Source organism: Pseudomonas syringae, assembly GCF_021605415.1.
Classification (GTDB): Bacteria; Pseudomonadota; Gammaproteobacteria; order Pseudomonadales; family Pseudomonadaceae; genus Aquipseudomonas; species Aquipseudomonas syringae_S.
The window spans coordinates 43891-62325 of record NZ_WKEQ01000017.1; the positions used below are offsets into that span (position 1 = coordinate 43891).

The window sequence follows — 18435 nt, forward strand, 5'->3', positions numbered from 1 at the left end:
CCACCTCTCGGTGGCTTCTCATCGCAACACTATCAATCAGTCGTAAATCACCCGTTTCTTCCAGTCCGCGTCTGCCTCGACATCTTTGAGGCCGCTGGTCAGTTGATTTTCTTCGCCTTCGACCGGGGCGATTTTGTCCATCACTTGGGCGTTCGCGCGGGCGAGGAGTTTTTCCAGGTATTCCAGTTGTTCGGCGTAGATCTGCGGCTCCTGCTGTTTGCGCAGGTATTGCACGCCGCGCTCGAAGGCGAGGCGGGCCTGGCCGGGTTGGTTTTGTTGCAGGGCGTGCTGGCCGAGGTTGTTGAAGAACTCGATGTGCAGCAGCACCAGGATGTGGCGGACTTCGCGTATCCAGTGTTTGGCTTCGTTCGGGGGCAGGAAACCATCCTGGGCGGCGCGGGTGATTTGGCCGTGCAAGGCTTCGAGGAGGAAGCGCACGTCCTTGGCTTTGGCTTCGGTCTGGATCGGTGCCGGCGGGTTATTGACCGGGATCGACTCGCCCTGGGCAACCAGTGCGCTCAGTTCGGTAATGCGAGCCTTGGTCATGGCGCTGGTTTTTTCCAGGTTGAGCAGGCGCTGGCAGACATTCAGTTCCAGGCGTGTGAGCAGCAGCTTCAGCCCCGGGGTCATGAACTGGCCGGGGAAGGTTTCGGTGAGTTCACCGCAGCGGCGCAGCCGGTCGTTAAGTTCGACCTTGGTGCGGGTCTTCTCCAGTTTGTTGTTTTCCACCACATGGTTCATGTAGCCAATGGCGATCAGTAGTGCGATCCCGACTATAACCAGCAGGGTGATCATGAGTGGTGTCACCGGTAAGACCTCTTTATAGGGTTCGCGTACGAGTTCAGTCGCGAGGCAATTCAAGCGCCTGGCGTTTGCTCGACGTGTTGGATCGGCGTGTACATCTGTATCGGCCATCGATCCGTATATCTAAATAGTGGCGTTGGTAGTTCAAACTGCCATCACCGTGTGCGCGACTATAACGCCTTGGCGTGTGTCGGAATATAGGCGTCAAAGCCCGGACGGCGGAAAACCTCGATCCGCGCCGTAAAGCAGGGCGAAGTCATTGATTTAAATAAATTTATAACTGGGGGTTGACGACTTCTCAAACCATCCATAGAATGCGCGCCACTTGCAGCGTAAAGCACACAGCGAAACGCGGCAGGGAGTGAATGTTGTAGCGTGTCCCCTTCGTCTAGTGGCCTAGGACACCGCCCTTTCACGGCGGTAACAGGGGTTCGAGTCCCCTAGGGGACGCCAATATGCGGGAATAGCTCAGTTGGTAGAGCACGACCTTGCCAAGGTCGGGGTCGCGAGTTCGAGTCTCGTTTCCCGCTCCAATTTTAAACAGCACTGCTTTCGGGCGGGGCTGAGTGAAACCAGAAACAAGTCTTCGGGCGCGGTTCTGGACACCGAAACACACACCATGTGTTCCGGGTAGCGTGTCCCCTTCGTCTAGTGGCCTAGGACACCGCCCTTTCACGGCGGTAACAGGGGTTCGAGTCCCCTAGGGGACGCCATTTGCGGGAATAGCTCAGTTGGTAGAGCACGACCTTGCCAAGGTCGGGGTCGCGAGTTCGAGTCTCGTTTCCCGCTCCAATTTCACAAAAACGCCGCTCATTGAGCGGCGTTTTTGTTTGTGCGTTATTTGTCACGCAATAAAAAAGGATCCGAAAAGGATCCTTTTTCGTGGCTGGCGGAAATTGGCTCAGAGCCTCGGCAATTGCCCGATACGACCAAACATTTCCGTCACGATCTGCAGATCCAGCAGAAACTGATCAACCGTCTTGAACTCGTTGTCGGTGTGCCCGGTGTACTTGACCTCTGGTCGCGCCAGGCCAAATTGTACCCCGTTGGGCAGTTCATGAACCGAGGTCGCGCCGGCAGAGGTGCCGAACTCATGCTTCATGCCCAGGTTTTCGCTGGCGACGGCGAGCAGAGCCTTGACCCATTCGCCTTCAGGATTGCGATACATCGGCTCGGCAATCGAGAGATCGAATGTCGATGCGATGTGGCTTGTCTTGCTCCAGGCCGCGAGTTTTTCGCTGATTTGAGATTTGAGCGCTTCGGGCGACTTGCCCTTCGGCACTCGCAGGTTGACCGCGAGCTTGAGGGTCTTGTCATCCATGCCCACGAACGTCAGTGACGCGGTCAACGGGCCCATGAAGTCATCGGCAAAACCGATACCCAATTTTTTACCCAGATAATCCAGTCCCCAGTTGTCGGCGGCATAGCGTGCGGCATCGGTGATCTGGTTGTGTTTCAGTGCGACGTTGCCGTCGAGGCTGTTGATCAACTCAAGCATTCTGGCGACCGGGTTGACGCCTGATTGCGGTTCGGAGGAGTGCGCCGATACCCCCGTAATGGTCAGTTTGACGTCCTTGCCGTCGACCTTGGCGTTCACCTCGAAGTCACCGCCATTGCGCTTGGCATACTCGTCGCCGACCTTTTGCAGGCTGGCAGCCACTTCGGAAGGTTTATCCGTGACGAATGTGGCGGCGGATGCGGACGGAATCTGGTTGGTCGCCTTGCCACCGGTCAGTGAAACGATTTCAGCACCTTGGCCTTCACCCTTGCGGACGGGGAAGTTCGCCATCACCGTGCCGTAGCCTTTCTCGGCAATCACCACCGGATAGCCGCCATCCAGCGCCAAATTGTACTCAGGCGTCGGGTTGTGTTCGAAGTAGTAGGGGATCGCGTCGCCGCTGGTTTCTTCGGTGGTATCGATCAGCAGTTTGAAGTTTCTCGCCAGCGGCAGTTTTTCTTCCTTAACGATTTTCATGGCGTATAGCGCAACCACGATGCCGTTTTTGTCATCCTCGGTGCCTCGGCCATACATGCGGTCACCGATCAGGGTGACTTTGAACGGGTCGAGGCGAGTGCCATCCTTCAACACCCAGTTTTCCGGTGTGACGGGCACCACGTCGGCATGCGCATGAATACCCACCACTTCCTTGCCGCTGCCCTCCAGGGAGATTTCATACACGCGGTTGTCGACGTTGCGGAAGTTCAGGTTGAAGGCATGGGCGAGGCTTTTGATCTTGTCGGCGATTTTGATGAATTCAGGGTTGTCGTGCTGGGCGACGCCTTCGACCTGGAATGTCGGAATTTCGACCAGTTCGCGCAGGGTCTCGGTGGCGGCTGCGCCGTATTTCACCCGTGCATAAATGCCGAGCAGGCGATGAATTTCGTTCTGCTGTTCAGCCGACAACGTTTTGTTGTCGAGAAAACCACTGATGGCCGGGCCGAGGTTGGCGCTTTTGGCCAGATCGTTCTTGGCCACGCCGCCCAGGAACTGCCTGAAATCGGTGACTGACGTGTCGCTGAATGTTTTGACAATGGCCGCGCTCTGTTGCTCGGTAATATTGGCTTGCGCGGACGTGGTAATCGACGAAAGTGTGGCCAGAATCACAGTAGTGGTGGCCAATTGCTTGAATGAAAAATCCATTGCGGAAGGCATTCCTTTGCAGGCGGTGAGTGGGAAGTGTCTGATGGAGCAGACAGAAACATTTTCAAACTAACACCATGGGACAGCGATCCGGGAGCCCCGCATGTGAGATCTGTCGCACAGAAACGCAAAAGCGGCGCACAAACGAAAAAGGCCTTCTCGTTCATTCGGGCAGGCCTTTCGTTTGGGCGATGGTTTTACATCGACAACATCAAGCGACCTGCGAACAGGATCAGAATCACCCCCATGCTGCGTTCGAACCAGTGGCCCATGCGCATGAACAGCGCGCGCACTTTACTGCTGGAGAAAAACAGGGCGACGATCACAAACCACAGTGCGTTCACCGCGCACATCCACAAACCATACAGCGCCTGAATTTTCAGCGGCGTGGTGGCGCTGACAATGGTGGTGAAAATCGCGAGGAAGAACAGCGTCGCCTTAGGGTTGGTAGCGTTGGTGAAAAAACCGGTGCTGAAGGCCTTGAACAACGACTGCTCGACCGCGACGTCGTCCGGGTTCTTTTCACCTTCCAGCGCGGACTTGGGTTTGCTGCGAATCAGGCTGACACCCAGATACAAAATGTAGGCGCCGCCGACGACCTTGGCCACGGTCAGCAACCACGGCGTGGTATGCATCAATGCACCGACACCGAGCAAGGTGTACAAAACGTGCACGGAAATCCCCGTACCGATGCCCAGCGCTGTGCAGATTCCCACCAAACGTCCAAAGCGCACGCTCTGGCGAATGGTCACGGCGAAGTCCGGGCCGGGAGCGACCACGGCCAGAAAATGGATGGTGGCCAATGCCAGAAACTCGCCCAGGTAATTCGAAAACATCTCAGCTCCAGAAAGTCAGGGGTGAAGCGTTGCCGCGATAGCCGACAAAGAAGGAAAGACTCAACCGTGGATCTGCCACGCCCGGTGTCACCGAGTGCATGCGGCGCGAATTGAACATGATGAAATCCCCCGGATCCGGACGAACCTCCAAGGCTGGAGGGCCGAGTAAGGTCGGGTCAATGCCATAGCTGTCGCCGCGCATTTCATCGAACTGATCCGGTGAAATGTCGTCGTTCCACATTTGCAACGCGCCGCCCTCGGTCGGCATGTTCAGGTACACGTTGCAGGCGAATTGCGCCTCCAGGCTGCGCGCCTGAAAACTGTCCGGGGCGTCCTTGGCGAAAATGTCGTGGTGGGCGAGGAAGCACACGTCGGGTTTCACCACGCGCGAAAGCCCGACATACATTTTGCGTCCGTACAGATTCTCTAGATGGGCGCCGGCCGGCCAGGACTCGTCGAGCATGCAGCGCAAGGTATCGACCGGTGATGAATAAGGCGCACAACGGTTACGCAATTCAGCGATGTTGCGAGTGGCGCGCTCGAAGTAATCCTCGATCAGCAGTGGCTGGTTTTCCGCCTCGTAAAACGCCATGCCGATGCGACCGATACTCGGTGCATTGATATAGCCTTCAAAGCCCGGCGCGAGGATCTTGTCGCCCAACTGGATCGCTTGCGTCGGGGGCAAGAAGCCTTTGACGCGAATGGCGAGGATTTCATCGTTGGCGAGTTTTTTTATGCACGTCTCATCGAGACGCTCGACATCCAGCATCATGGTGTTAGATCCATCTATCGATTAGTCAACGGAGTCGACGAGTCCGGCTCCCTGGCATTGGACGATGCGCGAGGCACCGGCCGAAATCTTCAATCCACGTTGTAGTGGACGGATAGCGTGCCTTTCTTCTGCGAAAGGGATGCGATCGTGACGCTGCCCAGATCCTTGAGACTGCGTACATGAGTGCCGCCGCAACCATAGGCCGGCAACTCTCCAAAACCGACTTCCCGCGAGCCTTCGCGATGGGAAATCAGGCGTGGCAGATCGTGCTCGATCCATTGTCCGATACCGTACTGCACGGTTTGCGCATCAATTTCCTGGGCGGCATCCCCCGGTTTGAACTGCACCCGGCCTTCGTCTGGCCAGTGGTGTGCCTTGATCGGCGTCCAGCCCATGGCTTGCACGAAATGGCCGATCAAGTGCCCTGCCGAATGCATGCGGGTATTGAAACGGCGACGTGCTTCGTCAACACGGATCTGGGTCATGCCCAGCGGCACCGGTTTATCGACGTAGTGAATAATTCGTTCCGGCTCTTGCACTACGCGCTGCACTTGGCTGTCGCCAATCCACCCGGTGTCGCACGGCTGGCCGCCTCCTTGGGGATGAAACAACGTAGCGCGCAAAACGATGGCGAATTCGTTTTCGAAGGGCGTGCAGTCGAGGACTTCCACATCGGCCTTGAGGTCATCGCTATGGAAAAACAGGCGAAGTGTCATATTCCAGGCCTTATTAAAGTTTCTATTTTTATTATATGAATCGTGCAATAACGTGATAATCCGTTCGAACATCAAAGGACTGTTGCGCTGTGAGCATAAATCTACCGCTGCCACTGCTGGGTGAAATGGCGATTTTCGTCAAGGTTGTCGAGACCGGCAGTTTCTCTGAAGCGGCACGCCAACTCGGTTCGTCGCCTTCCGCGGTCAGCCGCAGCATTTCCCGGCTGGAGAAAGCCCTCGCCACCCGTCTGTTGCAACGCACGACGCGTAAATTGCGCTTGAGTGATGGCGGCGAAGAGGTATTCAAGCGTTGTCAGGAAATGGTCAGCGCCGCTAAGTCAGTCATGGAGATCAGCGGTCAGTTCACGCACGAAGCGGAGGGCTTGGTGCGGGTCAGCGTACCCAAGGCTGTCGGGCGTTTTGTAGTGCATCCGCACATGACGGAGTTTTTGCGTCGCTACCCCAAAGTCGATGTGGAGTTGCTGCTGGAAGACCGGCAAGTGGATCTGATCGATGACCATGTCGACCTGGCAATCCGCATCACCGACCGTCCGCCGGCCGGATTGATCGGACGTCAGTTGCTCACTATCGACCATTTGCTCTGCGCCACGCCGGAGTATCTGGCGGAGCACGGTACGCCATCCCATCCTCACGACTTGCTCAACCACAGTTGTATTTATCTGGGAGAAACCCCGAGCGATGCGCGCTGGAAATTCAAGAAGGGCAGCAAAGCCGTAACGGTCAGCGTGCGCGGACGCTATGCCGCCAACCACACCGGCGTGCGCCTTGGTGCAGTGTTGCAGCACATCGGCATCGGCAGCTTGCCGTACTTCACGGCGCGGTATGCCTTGGAACAGGGGAGGGTGGTGCAGGTGTTGCCGGACTGGACGTTTCTGGCGTCGTATCACGGCGGATTGTGGCTGCTGCATTCGCCGACGCGGTATCTGCCGCCGAAGTTGCGGGTGTTTATTGATTATCTGGTGGAGTGCCTGGAGCAGGAGCCAACGTTGGGTAAGCCGGGGAAATCAAATGATTCGAGTACGGTAGCGATGGAATATGAGCTGCCGGAGAGTGAGGGGTTGCTTTAACGTTACGGCAAAATCAAAAGATCGCAGCCTGCGATCTTTTGATCGTTTATCGGGTACGAATCAGTGCTTGCTGTCTTGATCCGACATCGCCAGCAGCTGTTTTTCCTGGTTCCAGTCAAACGGCTCGTCGTTCTGTTCGGCTTCGTAGCGACGCTCTTCGAGAGCCTGGTACATGTTGATTTCTTCGTCCGCCAGGTAATGCAGGCAGTCGCCGGCGAAGTACCACAGCAGATCCCGCGGAATCAGGTGCGCGATTTGCGGATAACGGGTGATGACCTGGCACAGGATGTCCTGGCCCAGGTACTGGCTTTCGATCGGATCGATCGGCAGCGAAGCCAGCAGTTCGTCGAAGCGCTCCAGGAACAGGGCATGGCTTTCTTCGGGAACCTGTTCGGCCTCACCTACGGCGACCAGAATGCTGCGCAGGTGGTCGAGTAACACAAGATGGTCGGCAACGACGTTGGACACGAGATAAGTCCTCAAGAGCAAAACGGGCGCGGGAGTATAAAGCTCCCGCGCCGGTTTTTCACTGATAGAACACGCCGGAAGGGATCAGCGGACTTTTCCCTCCGACGGCGTCAGTTCTTCTTTGTCGAAATCATCGACATCGATCACTTTGCGCCGTGCTGCTTCGGCATCGCGCAGGGTCTGCGCCTCTACCGGTTGCAGCACTCCAGCCTCCAGCGCTGCGTCGATAGCGTGTTCGCCGGCGACCGGGTTTACCTGGCCGCTCTTCAGCGCGACGTGGAGTTTTTTATGCAGCGGTTGCGCAGCGTTGAGCAAGTCGCTGGCATGTTGCAGAGCACCCACCGCATCGTCTGCCGATTGCGGGCGGTAGCAACCGGCGAGCAATTCTTCCAGCGCCGGATCGCCCTTGGCGCGACCGATGACGGCAGCCACTTCGGCGCCGAGTTTGTCGGACGGGCCTTTATGGCGTCGACCGAACGGGAACACGATCACCCGCAGCAGGCAGCCAAACACCCGATTCGGAAAGTTGGTCAGTAGTTCATCCAGCGCCCGCTCCGACTGACCGAGGCTTTCTTCCATGGCCCAAGTGAACAACGGTTCCAGATACTCGGGTGAATCAAGATCGTGATAGCGCTTGAGCGCGGCGGAGGCCAGATAAAGGTTACTCAAGACGTCGCCGAGTCGAGCGGACAGGCGTTCGCGACGTTTCAATTCACCGCCCAGCAGCATCATGCTCAGATCGGCGAGCATCGCGAACGCCGCGGCCTGACGATTGAGCGCGCGGAAGTAGCCCTGACTGAGACTGTTCCCCGGCGCACGTTCGAAGTGACCCAAGCCGAGATTGAGCACCAGGGTGCTGGCGGCATTGCTGACGGCAAAACCGATGTGCTTTAGCAGCAAACCATCGAATTCCTTCAGCGCCTGGTCCTTGTCTTCGCGGCCGGCGAGGGCCATTTCCTTAAGCACGAACGGGTGGCAACGGATGGCGCCCTGGCCGAAGATCATCAGGTTGCGCGAAAGAATGTTCGCGCCTTCCACGGTGATAAAGATCGGCGCACCGTTCCAGCTGCGGCCCAGATAATTGTTCGGCCCCATGATGATGGCTTTGCCGCCGTGCACGTCCATGGCGTGGCTGATGCATTCACGACCGCGTTCGGTCAGGTGATATTTAAGGATCGCCGAGAGCACTGACGGTTTTTCGCCCAGATCGACCGCATTGGCCGTGAGCATCCGCGCCGCGTCCATCATCCATGCGTTGCCGCCGATGCGCGCCATGGCTTCCTGAATGCCTTCGAATGCCGAGAGCGGCACGTTGAATTGTTCACGAATCTGCGCGTATTGCCCGGTCACCAGACTGGTGAACTTGGCGGCGCCGGTTCCAACGGCAGGCAGCGAGATCGAACGGCCGACCGACAGGCAATTCATCAGCATCATCCAGCCTTTGCCAAGCATGTCCTGGCCGCCGATGAGGAATTCCAGCGGAATGAACACGTCCTTGCCCGAGTTCGGGCCGTTCATGAACGCCGCGCCCAGAGGCAGGTGACGGCGGCCGATTTCTACACCGGCGGTGTCGGTCGGAATAAGTGCAAGGCTGATGCCCAGGTCGGTTTTGTCGCCCAGCAGGTGATCAGGGTCATAGGCCTTGAATGCCAGACCAAGCAGCGTGGCAACCGGGCCGAGGGTGATGTAGCGCTTCTCCCAGTTCAGCCGCAGGCCGAGGGTTTCCTGACCCTTCCATTCACCCTTACAGATAATCCCGGTATCGGGCATCGCGCCGGCGTCGGAACCGGCGAGCGGGCCGGTGAGGGCAAAACACGGGATGTCGTCACCACGGGCCAGGCGCGGCAGGTAATGGTTGCGTTGTTCGTCGGTTCCGTAATGCAGCAGCAGTTCGGCCGGGCCCAGTGAGTTGGGCACCATGACCGTGGAGGCGAGGTCGCCGCTGCGGGTCGCCAGTTTCATTGCGACCTGTGAGTGGGCATAGGCCGAGAAGCCTTTACCGCCGAATTCCTTTGGAATGATCAGGGCGAAGAAGCCATGTTCCTTGATGTGCGTCCAGGCTTCGGCGGGCAGATCCATGTCCTGGCCGATTTGCCAGTCCGTGACCATGGCGCACAGCTCTTCTGTCGGGCCATCAATGAACGCCTGCTCTTCTTCGCTCAATTGAACCTTGGGATAGGAGAGCAGTTTGTCCCAGTCCGGACGACCGCTGAACAGTTCACCGTCCCACCACACCGTACCCGCGTCGATGGCATCACGTTCGGTTTGAGACATGGGCGGCAGGGTTTTCTGGAACCAACTGAACAGCGGCGCGCTGAAATACTTGCGGCGCAGGTCGGGCAGCAACAGCGGCGCGGCCACGACGGCCAGCATCACCCAGAACACCAGCAACAGCCAGCCCGGCGCGCGACTGAAAATACCCATGGCCAGCAGGTAAACGGCGACGATGCCAAGCGCCGGTAACGGGGCGATGCGCCTATGGGCCAGCCAGGCCACCCCGATGATCAGAACCAGTATCCACAACAACAGCATATTTAATCCTCCGTGAACCAGGGCAAACCGACCCCCGAAGCTTAGACGGCATCGGCAAAACAGGGAGGTCAGAACGAGGTGATTGAATTCGTGGGAAACCCCGGATGGGTTTTGTAGTTTCGGTGGGCAACACGCGTGGGAAATCGTTCGCTCATACCGCCGCTTTACGTCCAAGTTTGGCCGAAACGCCGTTAGGTCTGTGCTGAACCTGTCGCTAGACTCGGGACTCACCCAGGAGAACGTCGTCATGCGCGAATATCTGAGCCCCGGCCGCTTCATCGATAGTGACCACCCTGCGGTGATGGAGTTCGCCGAGCAGCACCGAGGCGCCAGCCGCGATCCGCGTGCGCAGGCGATCAGCCTTTATTACGCGGTGCGTGAATCGGTGCGCTACAACCCGTATACCTTCAGTCGCGACCCGCAAACCCTGTGCGGCAGCTATGCCTTGGCGACCGGCGAGAGTTATTGCGTGCCCAAAGCCACGTTGCTGGCCGGTTGCGCCCGGCACTGTGGAATCCCGGCACGCATCGGTCTGGCTGACGTGCGCAATCACCTGTCGACTCCCCGTTTACTGGCGTTGCTCAAAAGCGATGTGTTTGCCATGCACGGTTACACGGAAATGTTTCTTGACGGTCGCTGGGTCAAGGCCACGCCCGCGTTCAACCAACAGTTGTGTGAGTTGTTCAACGTTGCGCCACTGGCGTTCGACGGCATCAACGACAGCGTTTTTCACCCGTTCAATCGCGACGGCGAGCAGTTGATGGAGTACTTGGTGGATCACGGCCAATTCACCGATGTGCCGGAAGTCTTCTTCTACGAACATTTACGAAAGTGCTACCCGCATTTGTTCAACGATCAGCAGCCGTTGTTGTTGGGCGACATGCAAAGCGACCTGTCGCGTGATGTCAGCCGCGCCTGATCCGGCGTATGCTTCTGGGCCACTTCAACTGAATAGAGGCGGTCATGCTGAAAATCTGGGGTCGAAAAAACTCGTCGAATGTCAGGAAACCATTGTGGGCCGCCGAGGAGTTGGGGCTGGCCTACGAGGCGATCGACGCCGGTGGCGCGTTCGGGGTTGTCGATACGCCGCAGTACCGGGCGATGAACCCCAATGGCCGGGTGCCGGTGATCGAGGATGGCGGTTTCGTGTTGTGGGAATCCAATGCCATCGTGCGTTATCTGATGGCTAAATATGCCGGCGGCACGTCGTGGTATTCCGAAGATCTGCAAGCACGGGCCACCGCAGACAAGTGGATGGACTGGACGACGTCGAGTTTTGCCGGGCCGTTTCGCACCGTGTTCTGGGGCGTTTTACGCACTCCAGCGGACAAGCAGGACTGGCCGGCGATTCATGCCGCCATCAAGGAGTGCGATGAGTTGCTCGCGATGGCCAATGAGGCATTGAAGAGCCAGCCGTACTTGTCCGGAAATGAAATCGGCATGGGCGATATTCCGCTGGGCAGTTTCATTTATGCCTGGTTCGAAATGCCTATCGAGCGTGCGCCGCAACCGCACCTTGAGGCCTGGTACGCCCGGCTGAAACAGCGCCCGGCTTATCAAACAGCAGTGATGACCGCGTTGACTTAATACTGACTATCAACACGCGTGACTGTACTTGTGCGGCGTCGGCACGCACCATTGCGTCCCTGCGCCGCGGTTGCAATGCACGCCGCCCGGCCCTATTTATTCTTTTCATTCCTTCTTGGTGCGTAAATCAGATATGAGTTCCGCTCTGTCCATCCGGCAGCTAACCAAAACCTACGGCAACGGGTTCCAGGCCTTGAGTGGTATCGATCTGGACGTCGCCGAAGGTGATTTTTTCGCCCTGCTCGGCCCCAACGGTGCCGGCAAATCCACGACCATCGGCATTCTTTCGACCCTGGTGAACAAGACCAGCGGCACGGTGAATATTTTCGGAAATGACCTGGACAAGAACCCGGCGGCGCTCAAGCGCTCGATCGGTGTCGTGCCCCAGGAATTCAATTTCAATCAGTTCGAAAAGACCTTCGACATCGTCGTGACGCAGGCCGGTTACTACGGCATTCCGGCGAAAATCGCCAAGGAACGCGCCGAGCAATACCTGACCCAACTCGGCCTGTGGGACAAGCGTGACGTGCCATCGCGTTCGCTGTCCGGCGGCATGAAGCGTCGCTTGATGATCGCCCGCGCACTGGTTCATGAGCCGCGTCTGCTGATCCTCGACGAGCCGACTGCCGGCGTCGACATCGAGTTGCGCCGGTCGATGTGGACGTTCCTCACCGAGCTGAACCAGAAGGGCATCACCATCATCCTCACCACGCATTATCTGGAAGAGGCTGAGCAGTTGTGCCGCAACATCGGCATCATCGACCACGGCATCATTGTCGAAAACACCAGCATGAAACAGCTGCTGGGTCAGTTGCATGTGGAAACCTTTCTCTTGGACTTGAAGGACAACCTGAGCGCCGCGCCGCAACTGGTCGGTTATCCGTCCCGTCTGGTCGATGCGCATACCCTGGAAGTCCAGGTCGACAAATCCATGGGCATTACGGCGCTGTTCGGCCAACTCGCTTTGCAGAACATTGAAGTGCTCAGCCTGCGCAATAAAACCAATCGCCTTGAGGAGCTGTTCGTGTCCCTGGTGGAGAAAAATCTGTCGAAGGTGGCGGTATGAGTTCCGAGCTGCAACCCAACCTCGTTGCCCTCAATACCATCGTTTATCGTGAAGTCAGACGCTTCACCCGGATCTGGCCGCAGACCTTGCTGCCCCCGGCGATCACCATGGTTCTGTACTTTGTGATCTTCGGCAATCTGATCGGCCGGCAGATCGGCGACATGGGTGGCTTCACCTACATGCAGTACATCGTGCCGGGGCTGATCATGATGTCGGTGATCACCAACTCGTACGGCAACGTGGTGTCGAGTTTCTTCGGCAGCAAGTTCCAGCGCTCCATCGAAGAGTTGATGGTCTCGCCGGTCTCGCCGCACACGATCCTGATCGGGTACACCCTGGGCGGTGTGCTGCGCGGCTTGATGGTCGGCTTCATCGTGACCATGCTGTCGATGTTCTTCACTGATTTGCAGGTGCATCATCTGGGCGTGACGATTCTGGTGGTGGTACTGACGGCGACGATTTTCTCGCTGCTGGGCTTCATCAACGCTGTGTTTGCACGCAACTTCGATGACATCTCGATCATCCCGACATTTGTCCTGACGCCGCTGACGTACCTTGGCGGGGTGTTCTACTCGATCAGCCTGTTGCCGCCGTTCTGGCAGACCGTGTCGCTGGCCAACCCGGTGCTGCACATGGTCAACGCCTTCCGTTACGGCATTCTGGGTGTGTCGGATATTCGTATCGGCATCGCGATCACCTTCATGCTGGTGGCGACGGTTGTGCTGTATGTCGGCTGTGCGCGGTTGCTGGTGAGTGGGCGCGGGATGCGTACCTGACGCCAGATTGCGTCAGCTTCTTCGCGAGCCCGGTCCCCACAAAAAAGCGGCCTCCACATCGGAGGCCGTTTTGCATTCAGGACTTTCTGTTTTTCTTGCGCCGCGCCCACTGCCGCGCGACCCACCAGCGCCAATACATCATCACCAGGCAATAGGCGAGGGCGCCGAGTACCAATCCGACCACGACCGAGCCAAGCAGAAAGGGTTGCCACAACGTCGACAACTCGCCGCTGATCCACTCCCAAGTCAATTCATCCGGCAGATGCCGTGCTGGAACATCCATCAGCCAGGCGCCGGTCTGATAGGTGCAAAAAAACACCGCCGGCATGGTGATCGGGTTGGTCAGCCAGACCAGACTGACCGCAATCGGCATGTTGCCACGCACCATGATCGCCAGCATGGCCGCCACCAGCATCTGCAACGGAATTGGCAAGAACGCCGCGAACAAACCGACCGCCATCGCCCGGGCCACTGAATGGCGATTGAGGTGCCAGAGGTTCGGGTCATGCAGCAACTTGCCGAGAAAGCGTAAGGATTTGTGTTCCTTGATGCTCGTCGGATCGGGCATGTAACGTTTGAATAAGCGCCGGGGCATAAGGCTTCTCGGTCGGTTAAGGCGGCAAGTATGTCTGGATTCGATGAACTGCCCATTCAGACTTTGTGACAATTGATAACGACGTCCGTGCGTAATCAACGCTATGCCTAGTGAGTGAACTCTCAAGGACGGGCGTATGCGCACAGGGATGGTGGCGCTGGCAGTCGGTCTGCTGCTTGCGGTTTTTTTGCCGGCGTTGCCACCGGTCGGGTTGATCGTGGTTTTGCCGGTATTGGGATTGATGCTGTTGCCGTTTCGCAGCTATCCGCTGGCGTTTTTCCTGTTCGGCTTTAGCTGGGCCTGCGTCAGCGCGCAATCTGCGTTGAACGATCGGCTGCCGGCGAAACTGGGTGGCGAAACTCGCTGGGTCGAAGGGCGCGTGGTCGGTTTGCCGCAGAACAGTGATGGAGTGGCGCGGTTCGAATTGGCGGACGCTCGCTCGCGTCATGAAAAACTGCCGCCGTTAATGCGCCTCGCCTGGTATGGCGGGCCAGCGATCAACAGCGGCGAGCGTTGGCGTCTGGCGGTGAAACTGAAAAGCCCCGGCGGCCTGCTCAATCCTGATGCATTCGATTATGAAGCGTGGCTACTGGCGCAGCGCATCGGCGCCACCGGCACCGTAAAAGACGGCCGGCGCCTGGCTGCGGCGCAGTGGGCGTGGCGCGACAGCATCCGTCAGCGGTTGCTCGAAGTGGATGCCCAGGGTCGGAGCGGCGCCCTGGCGGCACTCGTGCTGGGCGATGGATCCGGGCTCAGCCGCGAGGACTGGCAAGCCTTGCAGGACACCGGCACCGTGCACCTGCTGGTGATTTCCGGCCAGCACATCGGATTGTTGGCGGGGGTGGTTTATCTGCTGATCGCCGGTCTGGCGCGTTATGGATTGTGGCCGCTGCGCTGGCCTTGGCTACCGTGGGCCTGTGGTTTGTCGCTGGGCACCGCGCTGGGTTACGGCATGCTCGCAGGCTTCGATGTGCCGGTTCAGCGAGCATGTGTGATGGTCGCCCTGGTGTTGTTGTGGCGATTGCGCTTTCGTCATCTCGGCGCCTGGTGGCCGCTGCTGCTGGCGCTGGATGGCGTGCTGTTGCTGGATCCGTTGGCAAGCTTGCGACCAGGTTTCTGGTTGTCCTTCGCGGCGGTGGCGGTGCTGATTTTCACTTTCGGCGGTCGTCTCGGCCCCTGGCGTTGGTGGCAGGCGTGGACGCGGGCGCAATGGCTGATCGCGCTCGGGCTGTGTCCGGTGCTGCTGGGGCTGGGCCTGCCGATCAGCGTCAGCGGGCCGCTGGTCAATCTGTTCGCGGTGCCCTGGATCAGTCTGGTGGTGTTGCCGCCGGCGTTGCTCGGCACGTTGCTGTTGCCGGTGCCCTCTGTTGGCGAAGGGCTGTTGTGGCTGGCCGGTGGATTGATCGATTGGCTATTCCGCGTGCTCACCATTATTGCCGGGCAATGGCCAGCGTGGATCCCGGTGGCAATACCGTGGTGGGCGTTGTGCTTGGGCGGTCTCGGAGCATTTCTGTTGCTGTTGCCCCGAGGCGTTCCGCTTCGTCCTTTAGGCTGGCCACTGATGTTGCTGTTGCTAATGCCGCCTCGGGATCGGGTTCCCGAAGGCGTCGCCGACATCTGGCAACTGGACGTAGGGCAGGGCCTCGCCATCCTGGTTCGCACTCGCCATTACACGTTGCTGTATGACACCGGGCCGCGCTTCGGTGATTTCGACATGGGCGAGCGCGTGGTGCTGCCGGCCCTGCGCAAACTGGGCGTGGAGCGTGTCGATCTGATGCTGCTCAGCCACGCCGATGCCGATCACGCGGGAGGTGCGTTGGCGGTTACCCGGCGATTGCCGGTCACGCGAGTTTCCAGCGGCGATCCGCTGCCACTGCCCGCCGAGTTGCAGGCCGGAGGCTGTGAAAACGGTCGGCAATGGCGATGGGACGAGGTCAGTTTCCACCTCTGGCAATGGTCGGGTGCGAAGGAAAGCAACCAGCGCTCGTGCGTCCTGCAAATAGAAGCCAACGGCGAGCGGATACTGCTGACCGGCGACATCGACATCCACGCCGAACAGGCATTGCTGGAGAGTCCGCTGGCCGTCACCACCCATTGGCTGCAATCGCCGCACCATGGCAGCCGCAGTTCTTCTTCAATGGCATTGGTCAAGGGGCTTAATCCACACTCCGTGCTGATATCCCGTGGGCAGGGCAATTCATTCGGTCACCCGCATCCGACCGTGCTGGCCCGGTATCGCAAGCAGGGGCTGCGCATTTACGACAGTGCCGATGAAGGTGCCATTCATCTGCAACTGGGCACATTTCGCCCGCCCCGGACAATGCGCCAGCAGCGGCGTTTCTGGCGTGAACAGCCGCCGCAAGCGCCCTGAGCGCTGCCGACGGGCGCGATCACGGTCGTCGGGGCGGCGGGTCTCTATCGCCAGTCGGTATGCTAAAGTGGCGCACTTTTTCGAGGGGACTGTCACTGTGTGGGAATTGGTCAAATCCGGCGGCTGGATGATGCTGCCGATCATTTTGAGTTCCGTCGCCGCCATGGCGATCGTCGCCGAACGCCTGTGGACGTTGCGCGCCAGCCGTGTCACCCCTGAGCACCTGCTCGGTCAGGTCTGGGTGTGGATCAAGGACAAACAGCTCAACAAGGAAAAGCTCAAGGAATTGCGCGCCAACTCGCCGTTGGGCGAAATCCTGGCCGCTGGCCTGGCCAACTCCAAACATGGTCGCGAGATCATGAAAGAGTGCATCGAAGAGGCGGCTGCCCGAGTCATTCACGAACTCGAGCGCTACATCAATGCGCTCGGCACCATCGCTGCCATGGCGCCGCTGTTGGGGTTGCTGGGCACGGTGCTGGGCATGATCGATATTTTCAGTGCCTTTACCGGCAGCGGTATGACCACTAATGCGTCGGTGCTGGCCGGTGGTATTTCCAAAGCACTGATCACCACGGCGGCGGGCCTGATGGTCGGCATTCCGGCGGTGTTCTTCCACCGTTTCCTGCAGCGACGCATCGATGAACTGGTGGTCGGCATGGAGCAGGAAGCGATCAAGCTGGTCGAAGTGGTGCAGGGCGACCGTGACGTCGATCTGTCCGAGGGCAAAGCGTGAAATTCCGTCGCAAACCTCGGGAGACCGTGGATATCAACCTCGCTTCGTTGATCGACGTGGTGTTTATCCTGCTGCTGTTTTTCGTCGTGACCACAACGTTTACCCGTGAAACCCAATTGCGTGTCGATCTGCCGGAGTCGGTCAGCGGTTCGCCCGCCGAAGACCAGCAGGCCAAGCAAGTGGACGTGGCCATTAGTGCCGAGGGCGTGTTCTCGGTGAATAACCAGATCTTGCCAAAAAATGATCTGGCGACCCTGATGGAAGCCATGCAGCGCGAATCCAACGGTGATACCAACTTGCCATTGTCGATCAGTGCCGACGGCAAGACCCAGCACCAATCGGTGATCACTGCCATGGACGCGGCTGGCAAGCTCGGTTTCAGTCATTTGCGCATGACCACGGTCGAGGCGGCGCCGAAGCCCTGATGGCCATGTCCGATCGTTTGCTCGCCGCGTGGTATCAGGGACATCCGGCCCTGATGTTGTTGCGGCCGCTGGAATGGTTATACCGCCGTGTCGCGGTCGCCAAGCGCCAGCGCTTCCTGAACGGCGAAGGTGAGATTTACCAGCCGCCAGTGCCGCTGATCGTCGTCGGCAATATCACCGTGGGTGGCACTGGCAAGACGCCGATGATCCTGTGGTTGATCGAACACTGCCGGCGTCGCGGTTTGCGGGTCGGCGTGGTCAGTCGTGGCTACGGCGCCAAGCCGCCGCAGTTGCCATGGCGGGTCGAGGCCGATCAAAGCGCTGACGTTGCCGGTGACGAACCGCTGCTGATCGTGCAGCGTACCGAGGTGCCGCTGATGATCGACCCGGATCGCAGCGCCGCCGTCAAAGCCCTGGTGGACAGCGAGCCGCTGGATCTGATTCTGTCCGATGACGGCATGCAGCATTACCGCCTGGCCCGGGATCTGGAGTTGCTGCTGATCGACGCCGCTCGTGGTCTGGGCAATAAACGTTGCCTGCCCGCCGGTCCGTTGCGCGAGCCGGTCGAGCGGTTGCAGAGTGTCGATGGCGTGCTGTTCAACGGTGCCTTTGATGATCGTGACGACGGTTTTGCGTTTCGCCTGCAGCCGTCGGCGCTGGTCAATCTACGCAGTGGCGAACGCAGGGCGCTTGATCATTTCCCGGCGGGCCAGAAGCTGCATGCGGTCGCCGGGATCGGCAATCCGCAACGTTTCTTCAATACCCTCGAAGCGCTAGACTGGCGGCCCGTGCCCCACGCATTTGCCGACCACGCCGAATACAGCGAGCAGGCCTTGAATTTCATGCCGTCATTGCCATTGGTGATGACCGAAAAGGACGCGGTGAAGTGCCGTGCCTTTGCCGCTGGCGACTGGTGGTATCTGGCGGTCGATGCCGTGCCGTCACCGGCCTTCGTGGCCTGGTTCGACACCCAGTTGATGCGCCTGTTGCCGAATCGTCTTTTGCCTTAAACCATTTTTATCCAG

Annotated in this window: 17 protein-coding genes and 4 tRNA genes; 13 read left to right on the forward strand and 8 right to left on the reverse strand. The window is 58.8% G+C overall.

Annotated features, from left to right (window positions below; genetic code table 11):
* Positions 1-36 precede the first annotated feature (36 nt).
* Positions 37-795 carry a tetratricopeptide repeat protein gene (locus tag GIW69_RS14130; RefSeq protein WP_236483294.1) on the reverse strand — a complete coding sequence of 253 codons (759 nt, stop codon included), beginning with the start codon at positions 793-795 and terminating at the stop codon, positions 37-39.
* A gap of 386 nt (positions 796-1181) precedes the next feature.
* Between GIW69_RS14130 and GIW69_RS14135 the strand changes: the two genes are divergently transcribed.
* The 4 genes from GIW69_RS14135 (at position 1182) to GIW69_RS14150 (ending at position 1596) form a co-directional block, all read left to right on the forward strand.
* Positions 1182-1257, forward strand: a tRNA-Glu gene (locus tag GIW69_RS14135).
* A 4-nt stretch (positions 1258-1261) separates the two neighbouring features.
* Positions 1262-1337, forward strand: a tRNA-Gly gene (locus GIW69_RS14140).
* A gap of 104 nt (positions 1338-1441) precedes the next feature.
* Positions 1442-1517 (forward strand) — tRNA-Glu (locus tag GIW69_RS14145).
* A 3-nt stretch (positions 1518-1520) separates the two neighbouring features.
* A tRNA-Gly gene (locus tag GIW69_RS14150) sits at positions 1521-1596 on the forward strand.
* Between the two features lie 109 nt (positions 1597-1705).
* Here the strand turns inward: GIW69_RS14150 and GIW69_RS14155 are convergent.
* From GIW69_RS14155 to GIW69_RS14170, 4 genes are all read right to left on the reverse strand, one after another.
* Entirely contained in the window at positions 1706-3445 is a 1740-nt protein-coding gene (locus tag GIW69_RS14155) for a dipeptidase (protein ID WP_236483295.1), read from the reverse strand.
* Positions 3446-3642: 197 nt separating this feature from the next.
* A complete protein-coding gene (locus GIW69_RS14160) occupies positions 3643-4281 on the reverse strand; it encodes a LysE family translocator (RefSeq protein WP_236483296.1) in 639 nt (212 codons plus the stop codon).
* Position 4282: 1 nt separating this feature from the next.
* Positions 4283-5053: a 2OG-Fe(II) oxygenase gene (locus tag GIW69_RS14165; protein WP_236483297.1), complete on the reverse strand. Its 771-nt coding sequence runs from the start codon at positions 5051-5053 to the stop codon at positions 4283-4285.
* Positions 5054-5142: 89 nt separating this feature from the next.
* Positions 5143-5769 (reverse strand): alanyl-tRNA editing protein, encoded by a 627-nt coding sequence (locus GIW69_RS14170; protein ID WP_236483298.1) that lies wholly within the window; start codon positions 5767-5769, stop codon positions 5143-5145.
* An 89-nt stretch (positions 5770-5858) separates the two neighbouring features.
* Between GIW69_RS14170 and GIW69_RS14175 the strand changes: the two genes are divergently transcribed.
* The gene (locus GIW69_RS14175) at positions 5859-6857 is read left to right on the forward strand and encodes a LysR family transcriptional regulator (protein ID WP_236483299.1); all 999 of its coding nucleotides are present in this window, start codon (positions 5859-5861) and stop codon (positions 6855-6857) included.
* 60 nt (positions 6858-6917) lie between these two features.
* Here GIW69_RS14175 and GIW69_RS14180 read toward each other — a convergent pair whose 3' ends face one another.
* Both GIW69_RS14180 and GIW69_RS14185 read right to left on the reverse strand, forming a co-directional pair.
* Positions 6918-7325 (reverse strand): PA2817 family protein, encoded by a 408-nt coding sequence (locus GIW69_RS14180; RefSeq protein WP_236483300.1) that lies wholly within the window; start codon positions 7323-7325, stop codon positions 6918-6920.
* Positions 7326-7409: 84 nt separating this feature from the next.
* Positions 7410-9857 carry an acyl-CoA dehydrogenase gene (locus tag GIW69_RS14185; protein ID WP_236483301.1) on the reverse strand — a complete coding sequence of 816 codons (2448 nt, stop codon included), beginning with the start codon at positions 9855-9857 and terminating at the stop codon, positions 7410-7412.
* A 247-nt stretch (positions 9858-10104) separates the two neighbouring features.
* Here GIW69_RS14185 and GIW69_RS14190 point away from each other — a divergent pair, with 247 nt between their 5' ends.
* The 4 genes from GIW69_RS14190 (at position 10105) to GIW69_RS14205 (ending at position 13286) form a co-directional block, all read left to right on the forward strand.
* Entirely contained in the window at positions 10105-10776 is a 672-nt protein-coding gene (locus tag GIW69_RS14190) for a transglutaminase-like domain-containing protein (RefSeq protein WP_236483302.1), read from the forward strand.
* A gap of 44 nt (positions 10777-10820) precedes the next feature.
* A complete protein-coding gene (locus GIW69_RS14195; protein WP_236483303.1) occupies positions 10821-11444 on the forward strand; it encodes a glutathione S-transferase in 624 nt (207 codons plus the stop codon).
* Positions 11445-11577: 133 nt separating this feature from the next.
* Positions 11578-12510 carry an ABC transporter ATP-binding protein gene (locus GIW69_RS14200; RefSeq protein WP_236483304.1) on the forward strand — a complete coding sequence of 311 codons (933 nt, stop codon included), beginning with the start codon at positions 11578-11580 and terminating at the stop codon, positions 12508-12510.
* Positions 12507-13286, forward strand: a complete 780-nt coding sequence (locus GIW69_RS14205; RefSeq protein ID WP_236483305.1) for an ABC transporter permease — start codon at positions 12507-12509, stop codon at positions 13284-13286. Before GIW69_RS14200 ends, GIW69_RS14205 begins: the two co-directional genes overlap by 4 nt.
* A 76-nt stretch (positions 13287-13362) precedes the next feature.
* Here the strand turns inward: GIW69_RS14205 and GIW69_RS14210 are convergent, their stop codons facing one another.
* Positions 13363-13881, reverse strand: coding sequence for a DUF2062 domain-containing protein (locus GIW69_RS14210; RefSeq protein ID WP_236483306.1), 519 nt, complete (start codon positions 13879-13881; stop codon positions 13363-13365).
* Positions 13882-14017: 136 nt separating this feature from the next.
* Here GIW69_RS14210 and GIW69_RS14215 point away from each other — a divergent pair, with 136 nt between their 5' ends.
* From GIW69_RS14215 to lpxK, 4 genes are all read left to right on the forward strand, one after another.
* On the forward strand, positions 14018-16252 hold the full coding sequence (locus tag GIW69_RS14215; protein WP_236483307.1) for a DNA internalization-related competence protein ComEC/Rec2: 2235 nt from the start codon (positions 14018-14020) through the stop codon (positions 16250-16252).
* A 97-nt stretch (positions 16253-16349) separates the two neighbouring features.
* Entirely contained in the window at positions 16350-16985 is a 636-nt protein-coding gene (locus tag GIW69_RS14220) for a flagellar polar localization protein PocA (protein ID WP_236483308.1), read from the forward strand.
* Positions 16982-17410, forward strand: a complete 429-nt coding sequence (locus GIW69_RS14225; protein ID WP_236483309.1) for a flagellar polar localization protein PocB — start codon at positions 16982-16984, stop codon at positions 17408-17410. The genes GIW69_RS14220 and GIW69_RS14225 overlap by 4 nt, the downstream gene beginning before the upstream one ends.
* Positions 17410-18420: a tetraacyldisaccharide 4'-kinase gene (gene lpxK, locus GIW69_RS14230; RefSeq protein WP_236483310.1), complete on the forward strand. Its 1011-nt coding sequence runs from the start codon at positions 17410-17412 to the stop codon at positions 18418-18420. The genes GIW69_RS14225 and lpxK overlap by 1 nt, the downstream gene beginning before the upstream one ends.
* Positions 18421-18435 lie beyond the last annotated feature (15 nt).